Genomic DNA, 24,264 nt, shown 5'->3' with positions numbered 1-24,264 from the left:
GCTCGCTCATCGGTCGAATCCCCCGTTCACCAGCCCCAGCCGGATCAGATCGGTCAGTGGTTCCAGGATGCTGCACGAGCCGAACCCGATCCACAGCGGACGCCTCGCCTCGAGCCGGGCGCGGACCTGCTCGACCACCGGCAGCGGATCGGTCGCGGCGAGCAGCACGGCTACCGCGTCCACCTCCGCGCCCTCGGCGGCGGCGAGCGTGGCCGCCAGCACGTTGCCGAAGCCATGGTGGGTGAAGCCGGTCTCCGGGTCGAGGTGGCGGGTCGCCTGGTGCAGGCCGGCGGTCAGCTTGAACGGCACGTCGCGGTCGCGGCAGGCACCGATCACCGCGGCCAGCTCGACCGGGGTGGGGAAGAGTTCGGCGGCCAGCCCGCCGGTGCGGAACTTGGCGGCGATCGGCACCCCGTCGGCGCGGGCGGCGGCCAGCGCGTCGAGCGCGCTGCTCAGCCCGAAGGTGAGCGGGATCTCGGCGTACCAATCGAGCGCGCTGCCCTCGGCGGGCCCGGCGGCCGATCCTGGCCCGGCGGCCGGGGCGTCCTTGCCGGTGCCACGGGCGAGGTCGATCAGCGTGGTCAGGCCCGGGAGCGGGTCCTCGCCGCGCTTGGCGACGGCCGCCTCGACCTGACGGACGGTCAGGCGCGGGTCCGCGGCGGCGCGGGCCTCGTCGAGCCGGTCCAGCGGGACGTCGCCGATGATCCCGACCGCGATCCGCTCGTCGGCGTGGAGCAGCGCGGCCAGTTCGGCCAGGCGCGAGGCGGGCAGCAGCAGCGGGCCGACCAGGTCGGCGTACCAGGAGGCGCGGTGCCCGCGGTGCGCGGCGAGCGCGTCGGGCAGCGACGCGCTGCCGGGCGGGAAGACGGCGGCGTCGTCGACGAGGCCGGCGAAGAGGCGGGGGACCTGCGTTGACACGAGACAAGAATCTACGGGACGCTACAAGGACCGGACAACAGCGTCCGATTATCGGACGCCACCGCCCGGAGAACGGGACATAACGGGAGGCGACATGCCGTACTACCGCAGCGTCGGTGAGCTGCCCCGCAAGCGGCACACCCAGTTCCGCCAGCCCGACGGCAGTCTCTACGCCGAAGAGCTGATGGGCCAGGAGGGCTTCTCCTCCGATTCCTCCCTGCTCTACCACCGGTACGCCCCGACCGCGATCGTCGCCGCCGAGGAGTTCACCCCGCCCGCCCTCACCCGGCTGCCCAACCTCCCGCTCAAGCCGCGCCACCTGCGTACCCACAAGCTCGACGGCTCCGGCGCCGACCCGGTCCTCGGCCGGCGTTACCTGCTCGCCAACGACGACGTCCGGATCGCGTACGTGCTGGCCGACCGGCCGTCCCCGCTCTACCGCAACGCCACCGGCGACGAGTGCCTCTACGTCGAGGCCGGCACGCTGCGGCTGGAGTCCACGTTCGGCGCGCTCGACCTGGTCGCCGGCGACTACGTGGTCATCCCGACCTCGACCATCCACCGGCTGGTGCCCACCGGCGACCAGCCGACCCGGCTGCTCGCGATCGAGGCCACCGGGCACATCGGCCCGCCGAAGCGCTACCTGTCGGTGCGCGGCCAGTTCCTGGAGCACGCGCCGTACTGCGAGCGCGACGTCCGCGGACCGGACGCGCCGCTGCTGGTCGACGGGACCGACGTCGAGGTGCTGGTCCGCCACCGCCGCGGCTGGACCAGGTACGTCTACGCCAACCACCCGTTCGACGTGGTCGGCTGGGACGGGCACATGTACCCGTGGGCGTTCTCCATCCACGACTTCGAGCCGATCACCGGCCGGATCCACCAGCCGCCACCGGTGCACCAGACCTTCCAGGGCCCGAACTTCGTGATCTGCTCGTTCGTGCCACGCAAGGTGGACTACCACCCGGATGCCATCCCGGTGCCGTACAACCACCACAACGTCGACTCCGACGAGATGCTCTTCTACACCGGCGGCAACTACGAGGCCCGGCGCGGCTCGGGGATCGAACAGGGCTCGATCTCGCTGCACCCGTCCGGCTTCACCCACGGCCCGCAGCCCGGCGCGGCGGAACGCTCCATCGGGGCGGACTTCTTCGACGAGCTGGCGGTCATGGTCGACACGTTCCGCCCGCTCGACCTCTGCGACGCCGCCGGCGAGTGCGAGGACGACGGCTACGCCTGGACCTGGGCCCGCCGCCCCTGACGCCGACCCCGCCCGCCCGTCCGGTCACCCCTGTGCGGGCGGGCCGGGCGGACGCCGCCGGCCGGCCCGCCGCCGCGCCCGGCGCAGCAGGGCCACCAGCCCGGTCACCGGCTTCGGCAGCAGGCAGACCCCGGCCGCGCTCAGGGCGACGAGCGGACCCGTCCGGACCCCGACCGGCTGGACCACGTGCGCGAAGACGAGCAACGCGGCGGCGGCGGTCATGACGAAGTCCACCGCCTCGTCGCGCACCGCGGCGGCGACCCGGCGCCAGCCACGGCGCACCGGCGGCTCGGGCAGCTCGGCGCCGCTCACCAGCGCACAGACGCGGCGGCCGGAGACCGCGGTCGTCCAGGCGAGCACCATCGGCAGCTTCACCACCATGATCAAGGCGGCGTACCGGGCGGGACGCAGCACCACGTCGCCCAGCACCTCGGGGTCGACCGCCGCGGTCACCCGGTAGGTGACCAGGAGCAGCACGAAGTCGATCCCCGGCGCGAGCAGGAACACCAGCACGGCGGTCCACCGGGTCAGGTGCCTGAACTCGGCCTCGGTCATGGCAGACATCGGTTCATTGTCGGCGCGGAGGCCGGGCGCCGCCGCCCCGTCCGGTCGGCGCAGGGCCCGGCCGGCTCAGCGCAACGTGCGTGCGCCTCAGCGCGGGGCGCGTCCGGCTCAGCGCAGGGCGCGGGAGAGGAAGGCCAGTTCGGCGGCGGCGACGACGGCGATGGTCGCCACCAGCGGCCACGGGGTGCCGACCAGGGCGTACAGCAGGAGCAGGGCCGGGCCGGCCGCCACCGCGTACACCGCGAGGGCCAGCGACCGGTCCTCCCGGCGCAACGCCGGCAAGACGGTACGGGTCAGCTCGGGCACCCGGCCGGCGAGCCGCCAGAGCAGCAGCGCGCCACCGGCCGCCGCCAGCCCGGCGAACACCCGCGACGCCCCCGCGCCGCCACCGGCCAGGACGGCGCTCAGCAGGCTGGCCACCAGCGACCAGCCGCCGCCGACCAGCACCAGGCGCCGGATCCCCTCGCCCACTCCGAGCGTGCCGGAGCCTTCCGGACGGATCGGTGCCAACGCCGCCACCTGCGCCAACGCCTCGGCCCAGCGCCGCCGTTCCAGCCGCAGCACACCCGGGTCGTCCTCGGCCCCGGCCAGTTCCGGGTCGAGCCGCAGCGCCTCCCGGTAGGCCCGCTCGGCCAGGTCGAACAGGTCCAGCCGGCCCGCCACCAGCGCCAGCACCAGGTGCGCCTGCGGCTCGTCGGGGGCCAGCTCGACCCCGCGCCAGGCTGCGTTCAGCGCCGGCTGGCCGTTGCGCGCCTCGGCCAGCAGCGCCGCGCCGGCCCGCTGGGCGTACGCGTCGGCCGGCGCGACCGCGAGGATCCGGTCCGCCGTACCGGCCGCCTCGGCGTACTCCCCCAGGTCGGTCAGGGCGAAGGCGCGAGCGACCAGGGGTGGTACCGCGTCGGGCGCGGCGGCCGAGGCGGAGTCGGCGGCAGCGAGCGCCTCCCGCGGACGACCCGCCACGAGCTGCACCCGGGCCAACAGGGTAAGCGCCGCGCTGTCGCCCGGCTGCGCGGCGATGCCGGCGGCCAGTTCCTCGGCGGCCTCGTCGTACCGGCCCAGCTCGGCGAGGAGCTGGGCCCGGTCACGGTAGCCGTCGGCGGCGGACCGCTCGGGGCCCGGTTCGGCGGTCACCCGGTCAGCCCACCGGGGCGTCGTAGACCAGGGCCACCGCGATTCCGGTGAGCCCCTCGCCGCGCCCGGTGAAGCCGAGCCCGTCGGTGGTGGCGGCCGAGACGGTGACCGGCGCGCCGACCGCCTGGGAGAGCACCTGCTGCGCCTCGTCCCGGCGCGGACCGATCTTGGGGTGGTTGCCGATTACCTGGACGGAGACGTTGCCGATCTCGAACCCGGCGGCCCGGACCCGCCGGGCCGACTCGGTCAGCAGCGCCACCCCGGAGGCGCCCGCCCACTCCGGCTGGCCCACCCCGAAGTTGGCCCCGAGGTCACCGAGCCCGGCGGCGGAGAGCAGCGCGTTGCAGGCCGCGTGGGCGGCCACGTCCGCGTCGGAGTGCCCGGCCAGGCCGTCCTGGTCCGGCCAGTGCAGGCCGGCGACCTGGCAGGGCCGGCCCGCCTCGAAGGCGTGCACGTCGACGCCGACGGCGACCCGAGGAACGATCATGACCCGAGGGTACGCGCCGACGCCCGCGCCCCGTCACCACCGGCCTGCTCGGGCCGGACGTCCGTGACGAGCCGGCGCTCGTACCGCCGGCCGGGGCGCCCCCCGATCTCGACGTCCCCCACCAGCACGAACCCGGTACGCCCCAGCACGGCCATGGACGCCGGGTTGTCGAGGGTGGTGACCGCGGTGAGGGTGGTGAGCCGGTACGTCGCCACGGCGAGCCGGCACACCTGCCCGACCGCCGCCGTCGCCACGCCCCGGCCCGCGGCGCGCTCGCCGATCCGGTAGCCGAGTTCGGCGGTCCCGCCCTCGACGTCCACCAGGTTGACCCGGCCGATCAACTCGCCGCGGTCGTCCAGGACGACGTGGAAGTGGCAGGTCCCGCCATTCTGCTCGGCGAGGAGGGCGCAGTGCCGGGAGGCGAAGTCGGCGAAGTAGGCGTCGCCCCGATCCGGCACGGAGCGGGCGAACCACTCCCGGTTCTCCCGCTCGAAGGCCAGCAGGGCGTCCGCGTGGTCGGCCCGGAGCCGCTCCAGGGTGATCATGGCGGCCAGCATAGGTACCGTCGGACCGGCGAGGGCTCAGCGGCCGGTGGTCAGCAGGTGCTCGGCCAGGGCCAGGTCGAACGGGCGGGTGACCTTCAGCGCGTACTCCGAACCCGGTACGCAGAACACCGGGACGCCCTGCTTCTCGACCAGGCCGGCGTCGTCGGTGAGCGGGCCGCCGGCCGCAGCGTGCGCGGCGGTGAGCACGTCCCGACGGAAGCCCTGCGGGGTCTGCACGGCGCGCAGCGCCGACCGGTCGACGGTGCCGAGGACGATCTCGCCGGCCCCGACCTCCTTGATCGTGTCGACCACGGGGAGCACCGGGATCACCGCATGGTGCCCGGCCCGGACCGCCGCGGCCACCGACTCGACGAGGTCCGGCGGGGTCAGCGCCCGGGCGGCGTCGTGCACCAGCACGATGCCCGGCCCGGGCGGGACCGCCGCGAGGGCGGCCGCCACGGACGCCTGCCGCTCGGCCCCGCCGGGTACGACCAGCACGGGCGCCACCGGGGCGAGCAGCTCGCGGACCGCCCCGACCTCGGCGGCCGGGGCGGCCACCACGATCGTGTGCACGGACGGCGCCGCCGCGATCCGGCGTACGGCGTGCACCAGCAGCGGCTCGCCGCCGAGCAGGCGCAGCGCCTTGGGAGCGCCGGGACCGAGGCGTACCCCGGCACCGGCCGCAGGCACAAGGACCGCGACGTCACCGCGCGGATTGAGCTGCGCGGTCACGTCGCGGTCCTCGGGTTTCTTTGCTTCGGGCTGGGTACGACGATGCTGTGGAAATCAGGCCTCGGTCAGTACCTTGTCGAGCAGCGACTCCGCCTCGTCCTTGGTGCTCTTCTCGGCCAGCGCGACCTCGCCGACGAGAATGTCGCGGGCCTTGGCGAGCATCCGCTTCTCACCCGCGGAGAGGCCCCGCTCCCGCTCCCGACGCCACAGGTCGCGGACGACCTCGGCCACCTTCAGCGGGTTGCCGGAGGCCAGCTTCTCCAGATTCGCCTTGTAACGCCGCGACCAGTTGGTCGGCTCCTCGGTGTGCGGTGCACGGAGCACGTCGAAGACCTTGCCCAGGCCCTCTTCGCCGACCACCTCGCGCACACCCACGATCTCGGCGTTCTCAGCGGGCACCCGGACCGTCAGGTCACCCTGCGCGACCCTCAGGACGAGGTACTGCTTAGGCTCGCCCTTGATGACCCGAGTCTCGATTGCCTCGATGAGTGCGGCCCCGTGGTGGGGGTAAACAACGGTCTCGCCGACACTGAAAACCATAGGTTCGAAACCCCTTTCGCTGTGTCTAGAGTAACACGCTCAGGCACCGATGTCCCACCGCTGTCCTGACCGTTGGCGCAGCTCAGGGGCCCTGTGAGAGGTATTTCTTCAGCTTGACAGGCGGTCAAACCGATGGTTTGAACACGCTCCGTAAGCAACGGATGACAACCCGGTACGGGTGATCGGAGCGTGGATGTCTCGGGCTATGCGCTCCTCCCATGGTAGCCCGGTGCCGCTCGCCCCGCCCAGGTGTAGCGGGAGGAGGGGGCGGTGCGGGAGGCTGGAGGAGGTACCACAGCCCGCTCGCCGCGACGCTTCCCGGGGGTCCGATGGGCATGCCTGACGCAGAGGGTCACGGCCCGCCAGAAGGGCTGCCCGACCTGCCACCGGAGTGGGGCCGGGTGGTCGTACCGGACGACGCCTCGGCGCTGGCCGCGGAGGCCGCTCAGCTCCGGCGGGAGCTGCGCCGGCGCGGCCCGGCGGGCCGCTGGCGTCGCCGGCTGGGTCTCGCCCCCCGCCCGGACGGCGGGCCACCCCTCGGCCTGCCCCTGCTGATCCTGCTGGTCGCCGTGCTCACCACGCTCGCCGGGCTGGCCGCCGTCACCTGGCCCCGGCCGCCGCGCAGCGGGGATCGACCCACCGTCCTGCCGTACCCGTCGGGGCCGGCCGCACTGACCGGCCGGCCGCTGCCCGCGCTCGACCTGGTCGGCACCGACCAGGCGCCGGTGCCGCTACGCCGGCTGCTCCCCGCCATGATCATCTTGGTGGACGCCTGCGCCTGCGCCGACCAGGTCGTCGCGGCCGCCGCGGCCGCGCCCGCCGGCGTCCAGGTGGTCACCGTCACCGGCGGTCGCACGGTCGGCGCCGCTCCCACCCGCGCCGGCGGCGACCGGGTCCGGGCCCTCGCCGACCCGGCCGGCGGCCTGCGGGCCGCCCTGCATCTCGACAGCCGCCCCGGCGTCGCCCCCGCGCTGCTGGTGGACCGCGCCGGCACGGTCGTCCGGGTGCTGCCCGAGCTGGGCGCCGCCGACAACTACCGCGCCGACCTGGCCCGGCTCGCCGGCTGACCACCCCGGCCGGCACGCCCGCCGACGGGCGGACTCAGCGCAGGGCGACCAGTTGAGCCTCCAGCTCGACCGGGCCGGGTTCGACGGCGGAAAGGTAGAGCCGGGTCCGCACCAGCGGGTCGGGCAGCTCCAGCGAGCCCAGGTCCCCGTCGCAGGTCGTCTGGCGGTTCTCGGTGTACCGCTCGTCGTGAATGATCGTGACCAGCAGCTGCCCGTCGCCGGAGCAGCGGTACTGGAACAGGTGCCGGGCGCCGTCCGGCAGCGAATCCCGACTCACCGGCGGCTGACCCGGCACCAGGACCAGGCGCTCCCGCCAGAGGGTGTCGGTGGACGTGGGCAGCCCGACGTCCGGGTCGCCGTGGTCCGGCACCTGTGTCAACCCGGTGATCCGGCCGGTCCCCGGGGCGATCTCCACCCGGACCGTGGCGAGCGGGCCGGGCACGGGCAGGTCCGCCAGCGCCGGGGTCGGGGTCGGCGCCGCCGTGGGGCCGACCACCGGCGCGGCGTCCCACCACCACCAGCCACCGGCCGCCAGGACGGCCAGCGCCGCCCCGATCAGCACGGCACCGCGCAGCCGGCCACCCGCATCGACGCCCATCCGGGCAGCCTAGCCGCCGGTCCGTTCCAGCAGGGCCGCGTAGAGGGTGAGGCCCGGTCCGAAGGCGAGCATCACGATCCGCTCCGGCCGGTGCGCGTCACGCAGCAGCCGGTCCAGGATCAGCAGCACCGTCGGGGACGAGCAGTTGCCGTGTTCGTCCAGGATGGCGCGGGACGCCGCCAACGCCTCCGGCGGCAGCGCCAGCTCGCGTTCCACCACGTTGAGGATGCGCGGGCCGCCCGGGTGCACCGCCCAGCCGTCCACGTCGGCGATGCTGCTGCCGTGCCGGGCGAGCAGACCCTCGACCAGGCCCCGGACGTGGGTGGAGAGCACCTGCGGCACCTTCGGCGACAGCCCCATCCGGAAGCCGGTGTCGGTGACGTCCCAGGTCATGTGGTCGGCGGTCGAGGTGTCGGTGACCGAGGAGACTTCGCGCAGCGCGTACCCGGACGGAGCGCCCGGGACGAGCACGGCGGCGACCGCCGCGTCGGAGAAGAGCGCGTGCGAGACGATCTGCTGGGTGTCCATCCGGGCCGACGCCGGCTGGATGTGCAGGCTGGTCAGCTCGGCGCAGAGCAGCAGCGCCGGCCGCCCCCGGGCGGTGACGAAGTCGCCCGCCGCGCCGAGCCCGGGCAGCGCGGCGTAGCAGCCCATGTGCCCGACGAACATCCGCTGGGTGTCGGGGGCCATGCCCAGGTCCCGGGCGAGCAGGATGTCCAGCCCCGGGGTGGCGTACCCGGTGCAGGAGCAGACGACGAAGAGCCCGACGTCCCCCGCGGCCAGCCCCGCCGAGGTCAACGCCCGGCCCACCGCCTCCTTGCCCAGCGGCAACGCCTCCACCTGGTAGCGCCGCATCCGGCGCTCGGTCGGCCAGTCCGACACGTCCTCCAGCAGCGGGTTGACCGCGGCCTGCCGACGGGACACCCCGGAGTTCGCGAAGATCCGCCGGGCCAGGGCCCGCGTCGTGCCGGAGAAGTGCCGGGAGAAGAACCCCTCCCAGAGTTCGTCCTGCCCGGCACCCGGCGGCTGCGCCGTACCGAGCCCCGCGATCACTGGCACGGCCATGTCCCCACCTCTCGTTCGCACACCACACCCGGCGGCCGTCCCCGTCCGGAAGACGGCCGTCCCCACCGCCCTCACCAACGAGGGGTCGAACCATCACGGTCCGGGTCGCCACCCAACGCCGCGATGCCCAGCCGGTCGGCGCAGACGTCGCCCGCACCGCCCGACGCTCGGGGGAGCATCAGTCCGAAGAGGCCGGCCTCCCGCAGGTCGGCGAAGTCGTCCACCGGAAAGGAGCCGTCCCGGTCGTGCACCGCCGCCCGCGCGGCGAACCGCGGCGCCAACCGACGGGCCGCCTCCAGCGCGTGCACAGCCATGTCGCCCCCTTCTCGGCGTCCCCTCTACCCCCGCCCGGTCGGACTACCCGTGTCGGACACCGCGTCCCTGGTAGAGCACGGCGGTCGACCAGGTCGGCCGGATCCGTGGTTCCCGGCCGGAGGTGGGCGTCGGGCCGCCCCGGACCCGGCGCACCAGCCAGGCCAGGGTCCCGCGCAGCCCCGGCCGGATGCCGCACGTCCGCAGCGTCACACCGTGCCGGGCGCATTCGGCGATCAGCTCGCGCTCGTCCACGAACAACTGTGGATCATGGATTCCTCGGGGCACGGTGGGCAGCCGCTCACCGAGGTGGACGGCGACCAGCCGGCTCAGCGCGGTGTCGTTGAGGGTGTCCAGCACCAGCAGGCCACCCGGCCGCAGCAACCGGCACGCCTCGGCGACCGCCCGCCGCCAGTCGGGTACGTGCTCCAGCAGCTCACCGGCGGCGACCACGTCGGCGCAGCCGTCGGCGAGCGGCACGGCGGTCGCGTCGCCGTTGACCACGGTCACCCCGTGCGCCGCGGCCTGGGCGAGCGCGGAGCGGGTCAGGTCGACACCGACGTGCCGGTAGCCCTTGCCGGCCAGGTGCGGGGCGAGCAGGCCGGCGCCGCAGCCCAGGTCGACCAGGAGCGCATCGGGGCGGCCCGCCGGGGGGACCAGCGCGGCCCGGGCCCGGGCCAGCCAGTGCAGCATCGCGAAGGCGCCATCGGGCCGCCACCACTCGCCGGCCAGCTCGTCGTACTGCCGGGGGTCGTTGGGGGGCAGCACCCGGCCACGGGTGGCGACCGGACCGTTCCGCATGGACCGAGCCTGGCACGACTCCCCGATAACGACCAGACTTCCCTTATGTCGTCGACGGTGTTAGGGCTGGTCAGGGCGAGCCATCCGGAGCCGGCCGCGGCGGTCACCACGGTGACCGGGCTGCTGGCCTGGGGGGCCGGGCACTCCCCGGCAGGGGTGGCCGCGGTGACCGTCAGCGTGCTCGCCAGCCAGCTCGCCGTCGGCTGGGCCAACGACGCGCTCGACGCGGAGCGGGACGCGGTGGTGGGGCGTACCGACAAGCCGGTCGCCACGGGCGCGATCGGCCGGCGCACGGTCGCCGTCGGCGCGGTGCTGGCCGCCCTGGCCTGCCCGGCCGTGGCGCTGACCACCAACCCGGTCGCCGCCGGCTGGGTCGCCGTCGCGCTGGTCTCGGCGCTGCTCTACGACTGGCCGCTGAAGTCCACTGCGGCCTCGGTGCTGCCGTACGCGGTCTCCTTCGGGGCGTTGCCGGCCTTCGTGGTGCTGGCCCTGCCCGGCGCCCCGACCCCGCCGGTCTGGCTGGTCGCCGCGGCGGCCTGCCTGGGCGCCGGGGCGCACTTCGCCAACGTGCTGCCGGACCTGGCCGACGACGCCCGGACCGGGGTGCGCGGCCTGCCGCACCGGCTGGGGCCGGCCGGCAGCCGGATCGCCGCCGCCGCGCTGCTGCTGGCCGCGACCGTCACCCTGGTCCTCGGGCCGCCCGGGCCGCCGTCGTGGGCGGGGCTGTCGGCGGTCGTGGTCGCCGCCGTGGTGCCGGCCCTCGGCTGGTACGGCGGGCGCGCCACCACCCGGGCCGGCGGCCGCCCGGTGGCGGCCTTCCGGGCGGTGATGGTGGTCGCCCTGATCGACGTGGTCCTGCTGGTGGCGAGCGGTCGGGTGGTCTGACCGACACCCCTGTGGGTGGCACCCCCGGGTCGGCGTGCGGCAGTCGATCAGCCCCAACTACCCTGGAGCGCGGTCTGCGCGGGTATGACCACCCCGTGCCCGGGGTATGGCCGGGAGGGGATCGTGACGAGGAGGACCGACGTGACGCGCTCGATCAGGGGTTCCCGGCGGGCGGCCCTGCTGCTCTCCGGCATGGCGGCCGCGACCGCCCTGCTGGCGACCGGATGCGGTGCCGGCCAGGCGGCCGAGACCTCCAACAAGCAGCCGTCGGTCCAGGGCATCAACGTCCAGACCCCGGACAACGCCTACAAGGTGCGCGGCCTCTACGTCGAGTACCCGGGCACCGAGGGTTACCCCGCCGGCGCGAACGCCTCGGTCAACGCGGTGATCTACAACGACACGGAGAGCCCGGTGACGGTGACCGTCACCACCGACAGCGCGCGCCAGCTCGTGATCACCGGCACGGCCGGCTCGCCGAGCCCGTCCGCCTCGGTCTCGCCCAGCTCGTCCCCGTCGGAGAGCGCCTCGCCGTCGGAGAGCGCCTCGCCGTCCGCGTCGGCCAGCCCGGCGGAGAGCGCGTCCGCCCCCGCCGGCGAGCCGGCGAAGGTCGAGATCCCGGCGCTGAGCTACGTGCAGCTGAACGTGCAGGGCGGCCGCTACCTCCAGCTCGTCGGGCTGAACGAGGCGCGCAGCGTCGGTGAGCAGGTCAACCTCACCTTCGACTTCGGCAACGGCAAGACCATCACCACCGCGGCGGCGATCGGCATCCCGCTGACCCCGGCCGCGCCGGTCTCCCCGATCATCAGCCGCGAGGGCGGCGAAGAGGGCGGCGAGGGCGGCAGCGCCGGCCACGGCGGCTGACCCGACGCACGACGATCTGCCGACACCGTCGGCGTGGTGACCACCACGCCGACGGTGTTTTCGTCACAGGTGGGGGTTAGCGTCCTGGGGTGACCACGTCCCGATCGACCTCCCCGCGCGCCGGCGCGGCGTCCGGTGCCGCCCGGGGCCGGGCCGCCCGCGAGCCGCGCCCGGCCTACGCGTGCGACGCCTGCGGCCACCAGCCACCCAAGTGGGTGGGGCGCTGCCCGGAGTGCGGCGAGTGGGGTTCGGTGGTCGAGTGCACCGTCACCGGGCCGCTGGTCTCCGGCCGGGTGGTCAGCTCGCGGATGCCGGCCGAGCCGGCCCGGCCGATCGCCACCATCAGCGCCGCCCCGGCCCGGGCCCGACCCACCGGGGTCAGCGAGCTCGACCGGGTGCTCGGCGGCGGCCTGGTCCCCGGTGCGGTCGTGCTGCTCGCCGGCGAGCCCGGGGTCGGCAAGTCCACCCTGCTGCTCGACGTGGCCCAGCAGTGGGCCACCGGCGCCGGCAGCCCGTCCCTGGTGGTCAGCGGCGAGGAGTCGGTCAGCCAGGTCCGGCTGCGCGCCGAACGGATGGGCACCCTGCACGACCAGCTCTACCTGGCCGCCGAGAGCGACCTCAGCGCCGTCCTCGGCCACCTCGACGCGGTCAAGCCGGGCCTGCTGGTGCTCGACTCGGTGCAGACCATCTCCACCACCGGCACCGAGGGGGTGCCCGGCGGCGTCACCCAGGTCCGGGCGGTCACCGCCGCGCTGGTCTCGGTCGCCAAGGAGCGTGGCATCGCCACCGTCCTGGTCGGCCACGTCACCAAGGACGGCCAGGTCGCCGGCCCCCGGGTGCTGGAGCACCTGGTCGACGTGGTGCTGCACTTCGAGGGCGACAAGCACTCCTCGCTGCGGATGGTCCGGGGGGTCAAGAACCGGTTCGGCGCCGCCGACGAGGTGGGCTGCTTCGAGATGCACGAGGGCGGCATCAGCAGCCTGGCCGACCCGTCCGGGCTCTTCCTGACCCGCTACTCCGAGCCGGTGCCCGGCACCTGCGTCACGGTGGCGATGGAGGGGCGCCGGGCGCTGGTCACCGAGGTGCAGGCGCTGATCGGCGCGACGGTCGCCGGCTCACCGAGGCGTACGGTCTCGGGGCTCGACGGGGCTCGGCTGGCCATGGTGCTGGCGGTGCTCCAGCGGCGTACCGAGCGGCTGACCCTGCACGACCGGGAGGTCTTCGCCGCCACCGTCGGTGGCATCCGGGTGGTGGAGCCCGCAGCCGACCTCGCGGTGGCCCTGGCGGTCGCCTCCGGCGGGCTCAATCTGGCCATCGCGCCGAATCTGGTGGCGATCGGCGAGGTCGGGCTGACCGGCGAGGTTCGGCGGGTGGGCGCGGTGCCCCGGCGGCTGGCCGAGGCGGCCCGGCTGGGCTTCCGGGTGGCGCTGGTGCCGTCCGGCTGCGGCCCCGCCGGCAGCGGGGTAGCCGCACCGGCGAACATGCAGGTGATGGAGGTCACGGACGTCCGGTCGGCGCTCCAGTGTGTCGCCCGCGCGTCCGCCGAGTGACCGAGGGTGCCCGTCGGGCGGGACGCCCGACGCATAGCGGACACCGATCACCGCCTCCGACCGGGCGGAGGAATCCGACGCCGTGACACATCACAGTAACCACGACAGCACCCACCGCACGGCAGTCCGTAGACTGTGCCCGTGCCGATCGACCGCGATACCACCAAGCCTGCCGGCGCGACGCCCCACGCCCGCACCGGTGCCGTGGGTTCGCCCGCCCGTCAGATCAGCGTGAGCGTCACCGGGGGCGCCGGCAGTGCGGGGGACCCGCTGCGGGCCAATCTCGCCCTGATGGCGCCCGGCACCGCGCTCCGCGACGGGCTGGAGCGGATCCTGCGCGGCCGCACCGGCGCGCTGATCGTCCTCGGCTACGACAAGGTGGTCGACCAGATCTGCACCGGCGGCTTCCCGATGGACGTCGAATTCTCCGCCACCCGGGTCCGTGAGCTGTGCAAGATGGACGGCGCCGTGGTGCTCTCCAGCGACGGCACCCGCATCGTCCAGGCCGGCGTCCACCTGATGCCCGACCCCTCCATCCCCACCGAGGAGTCCGGCACCCGGCACCGCACCGCCGAGCGGGTCGCCCGGCAGACCGGCTACCCGGTCATCTCGGTCAGCCAGTCGATGCGGATCATCAGCCTCTACGTCAACGGCCAGCGGCACGTGCTGGACGACTCGGCCGCCATTCTGTCCCGGGCCAACCAGGCGCTGGCCACCCTGGAGCGCTACAAGCTCCGGCTGGACGAGGTATCCGGCACGCTCTCCGCGCTGGAGATCGAGGATCTGGTCACCGTCCGGGACGCGGTAGCGGTCGTGCAGCGGCTGGAGATGGTCCGCCGGATCGCCGACGAGATCTCCGGTTACGTGGTCGAGCTGGGCACCGACGGTCGCCTGCTCGCCCTTCAGCTCGACGAGCTGATGGCCGGCGTCGACGCGGACCGCACCCTGGTCATCCGGGACTACCTCCCCGCCGGCCGCAGGCCCCGCACCCTCGACGAGGCGCTCGTCGAGCTGGACCTGCTCGGCGCCACCGAGCTGATCGACCTGGTCGCGGTCGCCAAGGCGATCGGCTACCCGGCCGCCTCCGACGCGCTCGACGCCGCGGTCAGCCCGCGCGGGTTCCGGCTGCTGGCCAAGGTGCCCCGGCTGCCGGTGGCGATCGTCGACCGGCTGGTCGTGCACTTCGGCAGCCTCCAGCGGCTGCTCGGCGCCACCGTGGAGGACCTCCAGGCCGTCGAGGGGGTCGGCGACGCCCGGGCCCGGGGCGTACGGGAAGGGCTGTCCCGGCTCGCCGAGGCGTCCATCCTGGAACGCTACGTCTGACCCGCTCAGCCGGTGATGATCAGCGCCACCGGCTCGCTCAGCTTGGTACCCACCCGGGCGAAGACCTGGTACGTCCCGGCCGGCGGGTTCGGCCCGGCGGCCACCCCGTTGGCGCAGCGGGTGACGTCCATGCCGTTCCAGGTGAGTTGGTAGGAGCGCACGAAGCCCGGGGTGAACGACTGCACGTCGGAGCCCCGGCCGGTGCCGCAGGTGTCCGACGACCAGACCTTCTCCGCACCGGACTTGATGAACAGCTCCTGCACGTCCGCGCCGACGTCCCGGCTACACGTCCGCTGCGACCTGTTCTTGATCTTGAGGCTCAGGTCGACGGGCGCGCCGCGCTGCGCCTGGGAGGGCATTGCCACCGGGGTCACCACGATCTCCGCGTCCGTGCAGGTGCCGTCGTCGACGGCGGCCGGGCCGACGGGTGCGGCGGGCGGGGCGGTGGGCGGGGCGGTGGTCGTACCCGGGTCGGCCGCCGGACCGACTGACCCGCCGGGCGCCCCGGACGCGGCCGGCGGGGACGCGGAGTCCGGACCCGACGCAGGGGGCGAACCGGTCGGCGACGGGGCCGTCACCGGCGACGACGGGGTCGACCGCGCCCCCGGTGTGGTCGCCGTGTCACCCGACTGGTTGCAGGAATAGAGCAGGACAATCAGGAAGAGAAGCCCTGCTCCGAGTACGACCGCACGACGCCGCCAGTACACGGCGGAGGGCAGAGGACCGACCGTCAGACGCATGATGCCCCCACCGTAGTCGCGCCCCGCACGGGGACCCGGCGCGACGCGCCGTACTCCGTGCGGGTCAGGACGGCCGTTCCACTCACGACAGACGGCAGCCCGGGTTCACAGGTAGACCTTGCGCTGGTAGACGGCGTGCGCGCCGGCGACCTGGTCCAGGAAGAGCAACCCGGCGCAGTGATCGATCTCGTGTTGCAGCGCGCGGGCCTCGAAGCCGTCGGTGACCAACCGGACGGACTTCCCGGTGCCGGGCAGCACGCCCTCGACGACCAGCCGACTGGCCCGCTTCACGTCACCGGTGAGGTCGGGCACCGACATGCAACCCTCCCGCCCGGCCTTCCACCGGCTCGCCTCCACCACCCGGGCGTTGCAGAGCACGAAGACGCCGTGCACGGTGACCGCCTTGGGGTGGCCGGTGACGTCCACCGCGAAGACCTGTGCGCCCACCCCCACCTGCGGGGCGGCGAGACCCACGCAGCCAGGCGAGACCTTCATCGTCGCGACCAGGTCGGCGGCGAGCCGGACCACCTCCTCGGCGGTCGGGTCGACCTCCGGGCCGGGCCGGCTGAGCACCGGGTCGGGGGCGCAGACCACCGGGCGCACCTCCCCCACCAGGCCCAGGCTCTCCGGGGTCCAGTCGCCGAGGCCGGCGTACTCCTCGCTCACAGCACGTCCGGCTCGGTCGGCCGCAGCGACACCCCGACCCCCAGGTCGGCGGCGGCCCGGGCGAGCCGCCCGGCCACCTCGTCGGCGCTGCCCGGGCGCAGGTCCACCTCGGCGACCACCACGTAGAGCGAGCCGGCCAGCCGGGTACTCAGGTCCGTCACGTTGCCGCCCGCGTCCGCGAGCGCCCGGGTCATCCCCGCCACGATCCCCATCCGGTCCGCGCCGTGCACCGCCATCACGTACGGCTCACCCCCGGGCGCCGCCTCCCCGTCCGGGGTGACGGCTCGTACGGTGGCCAGCAGTTGGCCGTCGGCGGCGAGTGGGGCCAGCGCGGCCTCGACCTCGGCGGCGGCCGGGCCGACGCAGATCAGGGTCATCGCGAAGTGACCCCGTAGCCGGGTCATGGTGGAGTCGGTGAGGTTCGCGCCGAGCCGGGCGAGCACCTCGGCGACGTCGGCCACGATGCCGGGCCGGTCCCGGCCGATGACGGTGATCGCGAGCTCGTTCATCCGGGCATTCTCCCCTTTCCGGGTCGAGCCGCCGCGTCGCCCCGCCCGGGCCGCCCATCCTGCGGGAAGCCGACGCGTGACATCATCGGCGACGCGATGACTGAACCCACCTTCGCCACCCGGGTCAGCCGGTGGTACGAGCAGAACGCCCGTGACCTGCCGTGGCGCGAGCCCGGCGTCGGGGCGTGGGCCATCCTGGTCAGCGAGGTCATGCTCCAGCAGACCCCGGTGGTCCGGGTGCTGCCCGCCTGGCAGGCCTGGCTGGCGCGCTGGCCCGACCCGGCCGCCCTGGCCGCGGACCCGCCGGCTGAGGCGATCCGGATGTGGGGCCGGCTCGGCTACCCCCGCCGGGCGGTCCGGCTGCGTGACTGCGCGGTGGCGATCGTGGAGCGGCACGGCGGGGCGGTGCCGGACCAGCTCGACCAGCTGCTGGCCCTGCCCGGCGTCGGGACGTACACCGCGCGGGCGGTCGCCGCGTTCGCGTACGGGCAGCGGCATCCGGTGGTCGACACCAACGTCCGGCGGGTGGTCTCCCGGGCGATCGCCGGTGAACCGGACGCCGGACCGGCGACCCGTCCCTCCGACCTGGTCGCCTGCGAGGAACTGCTCCCCGTCGAGCCGGCCGCCGCCGCGCTGGCCAGCGCCGCCTTCATGGAGCTCGGCGCGGTGGTCTGCACGGCCCGTACGCCGCGCTGCGCGGTCTGCCCGGTGGAGTCGGTCTGCGCCTGGCGGGCCTCCGGCCAGGACGCCCCGGCCGGCCCCACCCGCCGGCCCCAGCGGTACGCCGGCACCGACCGGCAGGTCCGGGGACTGCTGCTCGGGGTGCTCCGGGAGGCCACCGGGCCGGTCCCGCACCAGCGGCTGGACCAGGTCTGGCACGACGACGTGCAGCGGGCCCGGGCGCTCGCCGGACTGGTGAAGGACGGCCTGGTCGAGCCGGTGGGCGAGGAGTCGTTCCGCCTTCTCGGCGACGGCCCGGCCACCCCCCTCGCGCTCCCCTGACCCCTTACCCCAGATCCACGAAAAGGCGACGGCCCCGGTTGGCTTTCGCCGACCGGGGCCGTCGCCCTCGTGCTGTCGTCCTTACTCGTCCGCGCCCGCGGTGGCCGCGCCACCGAGGTCGGCCGGAACGGCGTCCGGCACCTCGGCCGGGCGGTCCGAACCGCGGAAGACCAGCTTGGACTTGTCGATGTCCTCCGGGTCGCCCTCGCAGTCCACCACCACGATCTGACCCGGGGTCAGCTCGTTGAAGAGGATCCGCTCGGAGAGGTTGTCCTCGATGTCGCGCTGGATCGTGCGACGCAGCGGACGCGCGCCCAGCACCGGGTCGAAGCCCTTCTTGGACAGGTACTTCTTGGCGTTGTCGGTCAGCTCCAGACCCATGTCCTTGTTGCGGAGCTGGGTCTCGATCCGCTGGATCATGATGTCCACGATCGAGAGGATCTCGGACTGACGCAGCTGGTGGAAGACGATGGTGTCGTCGATCCGGTTGAGGAACTCAGGCCGGAAGTGCTGCTTGAGCTCGTCGTTGACCTTCTGCTTCATCCGGTCGTAGTTCGACTCGGAGTCCTCGGAGGCCTGGAAGCCCAGCGACACCGCCTTGGCCACGTCCCGGGTACCGAGGTTGGTGGTCAGGATGATGACCGTGTTCTTGAAGTCCACGATCCGGCCCTGACCGTCGGTGAGCCGACCGTCCTCCAGGATCTGGAGCAGCGTGTTGAACACGTCCGGGTGGGCCTTCTCGATCTCGTCGAAGAGGACCACCGAGAACGGCCGACGCCGCACCTTCTCGGTCAGCTGCCCGCCCTCGTCGTAGCCGACGTAGCCGGGAGGGGCACCCACCAGCCGGGAGACCGTGTAGCGGTCGTGGAACTCGGACATGTCCAGCTGGATGAGGGCGTCCTCGCTGCCGAAGAGGAACTCGGCCAGCGCCTTGGAGAGCTCGGTCTTACCGACGCCGGACGGGCCGGCGAAGATGAACGAGCCCGACGGGCGCTTGGGGTCCTTCAGGCCGGCCCGGGTACGCCGGATCGCCTTCGAGACCGCCTTGACCGCGTCCTCCTGGCCGATGACGCGCTTGTGCAGCTCGTCCTCCATGCGCAGCAGGCGCGAGGTCTCCTCCTCGGTCAGCTTGTAGACCGGGATGCCGGTCCAGTTGCCGAGCACCTCGGCGATCTGCTCGTCGTCCACCTCGCTGACGACGTCCAGGTCACCGGCCTTCCACTCCTTCTCCCGCTGCGCCTTCTGGCCGAGGAGCTGCTTCTCCTTGTCGCGCAGCTGGGCGGCGCGCTCGAAGTCCTGCGCGTCGATCGCGGACTCCTTGTCGCGACGCACCTGGGCGATGCGCTCGTCGAAGTCGCGCAGGTCTGGCGGCGCGGTCATCCGGCGGATCCGCATCCGCGCGCCGGCCTCGTCGATCAGGTCGATCGCCTTGTCCGGCAGGAAGCGGTCGGAGATATACCGGTCGGCCAGCGTGGCGGCGGCCACCAGAGCGGCGTCGGTGATGCTCACCCGGTGGTGCGCCTCGTAGCGGTCCCGCAGGCCCTTGAGGATCTCGATGGTGTGGGCCAGGGACGGCTCACCCACCTGGATCGGCTGGAAACGACGCTCGAGAGCGGCGTCCTTCTCCAGGTGCTTGCGGTACTCGTCCAGCGTGGTGGCGCCGATGGTCTGCAGCTCGCCACGGGCCAGCATCGGCTTGAGGATGCTCGCCGCGTCGATCGCGCCCTCGGCGGCACCCGCACCCACCAGGGTGTGGATCTCGTCGATGAAGAGGATGATGTCGCCGCGGGTGCGGATCTCCTTGAGCACCTTCTTGAGGCGCTCCTCGAAGTCACCGCGGTAGCGGGAACCGGCGACCAGGGCACCGAGGTCGAGGGTGTAGAGCTGCTTGTCCTTCAGCGTCTCGGGCACCTCGCCCTTGATGATCTTCTGGGACAGCCCCTCCACCACGGCGGTCTTGCCGACGCCGGGCTCACCGATCAGGACCGGGTTGTTCTTGGTACGGCGGGAGAGCACCTGCATGACCCGCTCGATTTCCTTCTCGCGCCCGATCACCGGGTCGAGCTTGCCCTCGCGGGCGGCCTGGGTCAGGTTGCGGCCGAACTGGTCCAGCACCAGGCTGGTCGACGGCGCGGCCTCACCCGGCGTGGCACCGGCCGCGGCCGGCTCCTTGCCCTGGTAGCCGGAGAGCAGCTGGATCACCTGCTGGCGGACCCGGTTGAGGTCGGCGCCGAGCTTGACCAGCACCTGGGCGGCGACGCCCTCGCCCTCGCGGATCAGGCCGAGCAGGATGTGCTCGGTGCCGATGTAGTTGTGGCCGAGCTGCAGCGCCTCGCGCAGTGACAGCTCCAGCACCTTCTTGGCCCGCGGCGTGAACGGGATGTGCCCGCTCGGCGCCTGCTGACCCTGGCCGATGATCTCCTCGACCTGCTGACGGACGCCCTCGAGGGAGATGCCGAGGCTCTCCAGGGCCTTAGCCGCGACGCCTTCACCCTCGTGGATGAGGCCCAGCAGGATGTGTTCCGTACCGATGTAGTTGTGGTTGAGCATCCGGGCCTCTTCTTGGGCCAGGACGACAACCCGTCGCGCTCGGTCGGTGAACCGCTCGAACATGCCCTCGTGCTCCTCACGTGCCGTGCGCCTTGATAGCCAAGATCTTGGCGGGGCCGGTGCGCGGACGTCCGGGACGGGCGTCCGTGCCTCCTTACTCTATCGCCGCTGACCGACTCCGCTGAGGTCGTGTCTCCCCGTGCTGAGCCGTTCTGACGTCGTTTTGAACAACCATCCGCGCTCAGGAGGTGTTCCGGGACCCTCAGCTGTACGCGCAGAGCGAAATTCGCCAGGGGGGTCCGCAGCGCCTTCCGGCGCCACGGTGACCTCATCCACAGGCTGTGGACAACTTCTCCACCGGTTGTGGACAACGTCGGCCGGGCTGAGAACCTTCCCGGCCCCGACGGCGGCGCCGACATCCGCCCCGGACCGCCCCCGGACACGGCGACGCCGGCCCGGAGCCACGCTCCGGTCCGGCGTCGTGTCGCCTGGGCCCTCGGTCAGTGACCGGCCTTCGAGTGGTACTCCTCGACGATCTCCTGCGGGATGCGACCCCGGTCGGAGATGTCCCGGCCGGCCTTCTTGGCCCAGGCCCGAATGGCCTTGTTCTGCTCGCGATCGGCAGTGGCGCCGCCCCGGCCCCGAGCGGCCCGGCCGCCGACGACCACGCCGCCCCGGCCGACCCGGGTGCCCGCCGCCACGTACTGGGCGAATACGTCGCGCAATTTCTCGGCGTTCTTGGCCGACAGGTCGATCTCGTACTGAACGCCGTCCAGGGCGAACTTGACGGTCTCGTCCGCGTCCCCGCCGTCCAGGTCATCGACCAGCTTGTGAATGATCTGCTTGGCCACGTCCCACATTCCTTTCGAGCAGGGTGCTCCTGCAATAGGAGCACGATAACCCGCCCGATGCTTGTCGCGTCAACGGGATGCGGTAACGAGCCGGAGAAGAAGTCGTCCGGTCACTCGGCGCGAACCAAGGGGAACAGGATCGTTTCCCGAATTCCCAGGCCGGTGAGCGCCATCAGAAGGCGGTCGATTCCCATTCCCATACCCCCGGCCGGCGGCATTCCGTACTCCATCGCCCGGAGGAAGTCCTCGTCCAGCCGCATGGCCTCGTCGTCGCCGCGGGCGGCCAGCTGCGCCTGGGCGACCAGCCGCTCCCGCTGCACCACCGGGTCCACCAGCTCCGAGTACGCGGTGCCCAGCTCGAAGCCGAGCACGTAGAGGTCCCACTTCTCGGCCAGCCCCGGCTCGCTGCGGTGGGCCCGGGTGAGCGGGCTGGTCTCCTCCGGGTAGTCCCGCACGAAGGTGGGCGCCTGCAGGCCCGGGACGACCAGTTCCTCGAAGAGCTCCTCGGCCAGCTTGCCCGCGCCCCACTTCGGGTCCACGGAGAGCCCGACCTTGTCGGCGTATTCGACCAGGCGGGACCGCTCGGTGCGGACCGTGACCTCCTCGCCGAGGGCCTCCGAAAGCACCCCGAACAGGGTCACCGAGCGCCACTCGCCGCCCAGGTCGAACTCCCGCCCGTCGGCGTGCGTCACCACCGTCGAACCACTCACCGCGACCGCCGCCCGCTGCACCAGATCGCGGGTCAACTCGGCCATGGTGTCGTAGTCGCCGTACGCCTGGTAGGTCTCGAGCATCGCGAACTCGGGCGAGTGCGACGAGTCGATGCCCTCATTGCGGAAGTTGCGGTTGATCTCGAAGACCCGCTCCACGCCGCCGACCACGGCGCGCTTCAGAAACAGTTCCGGCGCGATTCGCAGATACAGATCAGTGCTGAGCGCATTGCTGTGGGTCACGAATGGGCGGGCCGCCGCGCCACCGTGCAGCAACTGGAGCATCGGCGTCTCGACCTCGATGAATCCCGCATCGTGCAACGAGTCACGCAGACTGCGCACCGCGGCCGCCCGGGTACGAACCATCTGCCGCGCCTGCGGGCGGACGATGAGGTCAACGTACCGCTGGCGGACCCGGGCCTCCTCGCTGAGCGGCTTGTGCGCCACCGGCAGCGGGCGCAGCGCCTTGGCGGTGACCGCCCACTCGTCGGCCAGCACCGACAGCTCGCCCCGGCGGCTGGTGATCACCTCACCGGTCACCCCGACGTGGTCGCCGAGGTCGACCAGGCGCTTCCAGTCCTCCAGCCGCTCGGCGCCGACCCGGTCCAGGGAGAGCATCGCCTGCAACTCGGTGCCGTCGCCGTCGCGCAGGGTCGCGAAGCAGAGCTTGCCGGTGTTCCGTACGAAGATCACCCGGCCGGTGACCGAGACCTTGTCCCCGGTGGCTGTGTCGGTGGGCAGCTCGGCGTACTTCTCGCGGACCTCCGCCAGGGTGCTGGTGCGGGGGAAACCGACCGGGTACGGCGCGACGCCCTCGGCGAGCATCCGGTCCCGCTTCTCCCGGCGGACCTTCATCTGCTCCGGAAGGTCGTCGGCGGGGTCGACTGGCACGGCGTTCTGCTCGCTCACGGCACGCTTCCTCAGACAGGAGATATCGGCGGGGTCAGGCCCCGAGCGTACTCAAGCCCCCAGGTGGCCGTAACGGGATAACCTGCCCGCCATGACGGACCCCACTCACGCCCTCTCGTTCGGCGCGGCGGCAAGGGAGTACGACCGGTTCCGCCCCCGCTATCCCCGCGAGGCGGTGGTTTGGGCCCTGGCGGACGTCGGCAACCCGCCCCGGGTGGTCGACCTCGGCGCCGGCACGGGCATCCTCACCCGGCAGATCCTCGACCTCGGCCACCAGGTGTTGCCGGTGGAGCCCGACCCGGGGATGCGGGCCCGGCTGGACGCGGTCACCCCCGGCGTCACGGCGCTCGCGGGCACGGCCGAGGCGGTGCCGCTGCCCGACGGGGCGGTGGACGCGGTGCTGGTGGGGCAGGCGTACCACTGGTTCGACAAGGAGCGGGCGCACGCCGAGATCGCCCGGGTGATCCGGACGGGCGGGACGTTCGCCCCCATCTGGAACAGCCGGGACGACAGCGTCGAATGGGTGACGGAGCTGGGTCGGATCGCCGGTATGCGGAACGACTCCGGCGACCTAGTCGAGAAGGTCACCGACTTCGGGCCGGCCTTCGGACCGGTGGAGCTGGCCCGGTACACGCACCGGACCACGGGCACCCCCGACGAGGTGATCGGCATGCTGCGCACCCGCTCGTCCTGGCTGACCGCGCCCGCGGAGGAACGGCAGCGGGTCGACCGGGAGCTGCGCGAACTCTTCGCCACCCACCCGGACCTGGCCGGGCGGGAGACCGTCGAGCTGCCGTACCAGACGCTGGTCTTCCGGGCCCGGCGGCGCTGAGCCCGGCGCGACGCCCGACCCCGGCGGCGGCCGGGGTCAGGTGTTGCGCTCGTAGACCATCCGCAGGCCGATCAGGGTGATCATCGGCTCGTGGTGGGTGATGGTCCGGCACTCCCCGATCACCACCGAGGCGAGGCCGCCGGTGGCGATCACCGCCTTCACCTCGCCCAGCTCCTCGATCATCCGCTCGACGATCCGGTCCACCTGGCCGGCGAAGCCGAAGTAGAGGCCGGACTGGAGGCACTCCACGGTGTTCTTGCCGATCACCGAGCGGGGCTTGGTCGCCTCCACCTTGCGCAGCTGCGCGGCCCGGGCGGCGAGCGCGTCGAAGGAGATCTCGATGCCCGGGGCGAACGCCCCGCCGAGGAACTCGCCCCGACCGCTGATCACGTCGAAGTTGGTGGTGGTGCCGAAGTCCACCACGATCGACGGACCGCCGTAGAGGGTGTACGCCGCCAAGGTGTTCACCACCCGGTCGGAGCCGACCTCCTTCGGGTTGTCGATGGCCAGCTGCACGCCGGTGCGTACCCCCGGCTCGACGATCACGTGGGGCAGGTCGGCGTAGTACCGGCCCAGCATGGCGCGCAGCGAGCGCAGCGCGGCCGGCACGGTCGAGCAGGCGGCCACCCCGGTGATCTCCACGGCGTCACCGGCCAGCAGCCCGCGGAACATCAGGCCCAGCTCGTCCGCGGTGGACCGGGCGTCGGTCTTAATCCGCCAGGAGTGCACCAGCTTGTCGCCGTCGAAGGTCGCCAGCACGGTGTTGGTGTTTCCGATGTCGATGCAGAGCAGCACGCACGCAGCCTAGACAACCCGCGGCCGGGCGGGCGCGCAGCGGCGGGCTAACCGTACTCT

Annotated in this window: 25 protein-coding genes and 1 pseudogene; 8 read left to right on the top strand and 18 right to left on the bottom strand. The window is 73.3% G+C overall.

All coding sequences use genetic code 11. The features are described from left to right. Positions 1-6 precede the first annotated feature (6 nt). Positions 7-918, bottom strand: coding sequence for a hypothetical protein (locus AC5RWQ_RS13845; RefSeq protein ID WP_494283122.1), 912 nt, complete (start codon positions 916-918; stop codon positions 7-9). 94 nt (positions 919-1,012) lie between these two features. Here AC5RWQ_RS13845 and AC5RWQ_RS13840 point away from each other — a divergent pair, with 94 nt between their 5' ends. Beyond that, positions 1,013-2,179, top strand: coding sequence for a homogentisate 1,2-dioxygenase (locus tag AC5RWQ_RS13840; RefSeq protein ID WP_494283121.1), 1,167 nt, complete (start codon positions 1,013-1,015; stop codon positions 2,177-2,179). A 24-nt stretch (positions 2,180-2,203) separates the two neighbouring features. On the opposite strand, the gene AC5RWQ_RS13835 is transcribed toward AC5RWQ_RS13840, so the two are convergent. From AC5RWQ_RS13835 to AC5RWQ_RS13810, 6 genes are all read right to left on the bottom strand, one after another. Next, on the bottom strand, positions 2,204-2,743 hold the full coding sequence (locus AC5RWQ_RS13835) for a hypothetical protein (protein WP_494283120.1): 540 nt from the start codon (positions 2,741-2,743) through the stop codon (positions 2,204-2,206). A gap of 108 nt (positions 2,744-2,851) precedes the next feature. Beyond that, positions 2,852-3,874, bottom strand: a complete 1,023-nt coding sequence (locus tag AC5RWQ_RS13830) for a tetratricopeptide repeat protein (protein ID WP_494283119.1) — start codon at positions 3,872-3,874, stop codon at positions 2,852-2,854. A gap of 4 nt (positions 3,875-3,878) precedes the next feature. Beyond that, entirely contained in the window at positions 3,879-4,361 is a 483-nt protein-coding gene (gene ispF / locus AC5RWQ_RS13825) for a 2-C-methyl-D-erythritol 2,4-cyclodiphosphate synthase (RefSeq protein WP_494283118.1), read from the bottom strand. Then, on the bottom strand, positions 4,358-4,906 hold the full coding sequence (locus AC5RWQ_RS13820; protein WP_494283117.1) for a GNAT family N-acetyltransferase: 549 nt from the start codon (positions 4,904-4,906) through the stop codon (positions 4,358-4,360). Before AC5RWQ_RS13820 ends, ispF begins: the two co-directional genes overlap by 4 nt. Positions 4,907-4,942: 36 nt before the next feature. Continuing rightward, positions 4,943-5,638 (bottom strand): 2-C-methyl-D-erythritol 4-phosphate cytidylyltransferase, encoded by a 696-nt coding sequence (gene ispD / locus AC5RWQ_RS13815; RefSeq protein ID WP_494283116.1) that lies wholly within the window; start codon positions 5,636-5,638, stop codon positions 4,943-4,945. A gap of 54 nt (positions 5,639-5,692) precedes the next feature. Continuing rightward, entirely contained in the window at positions 5,693-6,178 is a 486-nt protein-coding gene (locus AC5RWQ_RS13810) for a CarD family transcriptional regulator (RefSeq protein ID WP_192766555.1), read from the bottom strand. Positions 6,179-6,507: 329 nt separating this feature from the next. On the opposite strand from AC5RWQ_RS13810, the gene AC5RWQ_RS13805 reads away from it, so the two are divergent. Then, positions 6,508-7,245, top strand: a complete 738-nt coding sequence (locus AC5RWQ_RS13805; RefSeq protein WP_494283115.1) for a hypothetical protein — start codon at positions 6,508-6,510, stop codon at positions 7,243-7,245. A gap of 34 nt (positions 7,246-7,279) precedes the next feature. Here AC5RWQ_RS13805 and AC5RWQ_RS13800 read toward each other — a convergent pair whose 3' ends face one another. The 4 genes and pseudogenes from AC5RWQ_RS13800 to AC5RWQ_RS13785 all read right to left on the bottom strand — a co-directional run bounded on the left by AC5RWQ_RS13800 (position 7,280) and on the right by AC5RWQ_RS13785 (position 10,021). Then, complete coding sequence (locus AC5RWQ_RS13800; RefSeq protein WP_494283114.1) at positions 7,280-7,843, bottom strand: hypothetical protein; 564 nt, start codon at positions 7,841-7,843, stop codon at positions 7,280-7,282. A 9-nt stretch (positions 7,844-7,852) separates the two neighbouring features. Continuing rightward, a complete protein-coding gene (locus AC5RWQ_RS13795) occupies positions 7,853-8,908 on the bottom strand; it encodes a type III polyketide synthase (protein ID WP_494283113.1) in 1,056 nt (351 codons plus the stop codon). A 149-nt stretch (positions 8,909-9,057) separates the two neighbouring features. After that, positions 9,058-9,222, bottom strand: a pseudogene (locus AC5RWQ_RS13790) (acyl-CoA dehydrogenase family protein); the annotation flags it as partial. A 43-nt stretch (positions 9,223-9,265) separates the two neighbouring features. After that, the gene (locus tag AC5RWQ_RS13785) at positions 9,266-10,021 is read right to left on the bottom strand and encodes a methyltransferase domain-containing protein (protein ID WP_494283112.1); all 756 of its coding nucleotides are present in this window, start codon (positions 10,019-10,021) and stop codon (positions 9,266-9,268) included. Between the two features lie 45 nt (positions 10,022-10,066). Between AC5RWQ_RS13785 and AC5RWQ_RS13780 the strand changes: the two genes are divergently transcribed. The 4 genes from AC5RWQ_RS13780 (at position 10,067) to disA (ending at position 14,640) form a co-directional block, all read left to right on the top strand. After that, complete coding sequence (locus tag AC5RWQ_RS13780) at positions 10,067-10,906, top strand: UbiA family prenyltransferase (RefSeq protein ID WP_494283111.1); 840 nt, start codon at positions 10,067-10,069, stop codon at positions 10,904-10,906. Between the two features lie 141 nt (positions 10,907-11,047). Beyond that, positions 11,048-11,767 carry a hypothetical protein gene (locus AC5RWQ_RS13775; protein ID WP_494283110.1) on the top strand — a complete coding sequence of 240 codons (720 nt, stop codon included), beginning with the start codon at positions 11,048-11,050 and terminating at the stop codon, positions 11,765-11,767. A gap of 89 nt (positions 11,768-11,856) precedes the next feature. Further along, positions 11,857-13,317 (top strand): DNA repair protein RadA, encoded by a 1,461-nt coding sequence (gene radA / locus AC5RWQ_RS13770; protein WP_494283109.1) that lies wholly within the window; start codon positions 11,857-11,859, stop codon positions 13,315-13,317. A gap of 141 nt (positions 13,318-13,458) precedes the next feature. Next, complete coding sequence (gene disA, locus AC5RWQ_RS13765) at positions 13,459-14,640, top strand: DNA integrity scanning diadenylate cyclase DisA (RefSeq protein WP_334484013.1); 1,182 nt, start codon at positions 13,459-13,461, stop codon at positions 14,638-14,640. A 5-nt stretch (positions 14,641-14,645) separates the two neighbouring features. Here disA and AC5RWQ_RS13760 read toward each other — a convergent pair whose 3' ends face one another. The 3 genes from AC5RWQ_RS13760 to AC5RWQ_RS13750 form a co-directional block, all read right to left on the bottom strand. Then, the gene (locus tag AC5RWQ_RS13760) at positions 14,646-15,380 is read right to left on the bottom strand and encodes a hypothetical protein (protein WP_494283108.1); all 735 of its coding nucleotides are present in this window, start codon (positions 15,378-15,380) and stop codon (positions 14,646-14,648) included. 105 nt (positions 15,381-15,485) lie between these two features. Next, entirely contained in the window at positions 15,486-16,046 is a 561-nt protein-coding gene (locus AC5RWQ_RS13755) for a peptide deformylase (RefSeq protein WP_494283107.1), read from the bottom strand. Further along, positions 16,043-16,555 carry a glycine cleavage system transcriptional repressor gene (locus tag AC5RWQ_RS13750; protein ID WP_494283106.1) on the bottom strand — a complete coding sequence of 171 codons (513 nt, stop codon included), beginning with the start codon at positions 16,553-16,555 and terminating at the stop codon, positions 16,043-16,045. The genes AC5RWQ_RS13755 and AC5RWQ_RS13750 overlap by 4 nt, the downstream gene beginning before the upstream one ends. A gap of 96 nt (positions 16,556-16,651) precedes the next feature. Here AC5RWQ_RS13750 and AC5RWQ_RS13745 point away from each other — a divergent pair, with 96 nt between their 5' ends. After that, positions 16,652-17,557, top strand: a complete 906-nt coding sequence (locus AC5RWQ_RS13745; protein WP_494283105.1) for an HhH-GPD family protein — start codon at positions 16,652-16,654, stop codon at positions 17,555-17,557. Positions 17,558-17,638: 81 nt separating this feature from the next. Here the strand turns inward: AC5RWQ_RS13745 and AC5RWQ_RS13740 are convergent, their stop codons facing one another. The 3 genes from AC5RWQ_RS13740 to lysS form a co-directional block, all read right to left on the bottom strand. Then, positions 17,639-20,170, bottom strand: coding sequence for an ATP-dependent Clp protease ATP-binding subunit (locus AC5RWQ_RS13740; RefSeq protein WP_334484027.1), 2,532 nt, complete (start codon positions 20,168-20,170; stop codon positions 17,639-17,641). Positions 20,171-20,607: 437 nt separating this feature from the next. Beyond that, positions 20,608-20,958: a histone-like nucleoid-structuring protein Lsr2 gene (locus AC5RWQ_RS13735; RefSeq protein ID WP_334484029.1), complete on the bottom strand. Its 351-nt coding sequence runs from the start codon at positions 20,956-20,958 to the stop codon at positions 20,608-20,610. A 110-nt stretch (positions 20,959-21,068) separates the two neighbouring features. Beyond that, positions 21,069-22,577: a lysine--tRNA ligase gene (gene lysS, locus AC5RWQ_RS13730; protein WP_494283104.1), complete on the bottom strand. Its 1,509-nt coding sequence runs from the start codon at positions 22,575-22,577 to the stop codon at positions 21,069-21,071. 91 nt (positions 22,578-22,668) lie between these two features. Here lysS and AC5RWQ_RS13725 point away from each other — a divergent pair, with 91 nt between their 5' ends. Continuing rightward, positions 22,669-23,409, top strand: a complete 741-nt coding sequence (locus AC5RWQ_RS13725) for a class I SAM-dependent methyltransferase (protein ID WP_494283103.1) — start codon at positions 22,669-22,671, stop codon at positions 23,407-23,409. A 36-nt stretch (positions 23,410-23,445) separates the two neighbouring features. Here AC5RWQ_RS13725 and AC5RWQ_RS13720 read toward each other — a convergent pair whose 3' ends face one another. Then, positions 23,446-24,204: a type III pantothenate kinase gene (locus AC5RWQ_RS13720; RefSeq protein ID WP_494283102.1), complete on the bottom strand. Its 759-nt coding sequence runs from the start codon at positions 24,202-24,204 to the stop codon at positions 23,446-23,448. Positions 24,205-24,264: the final 60 nt, after the last annotated feature.

It is taken from the genome of Micromonospora sp. BS32, assembly GCF_059089345.1.
The sequence above is the reverse complement of the archived record's forward strand: the minus strand, read 5'-3'. Positions and strand labels throughout refer to the sequence as shown.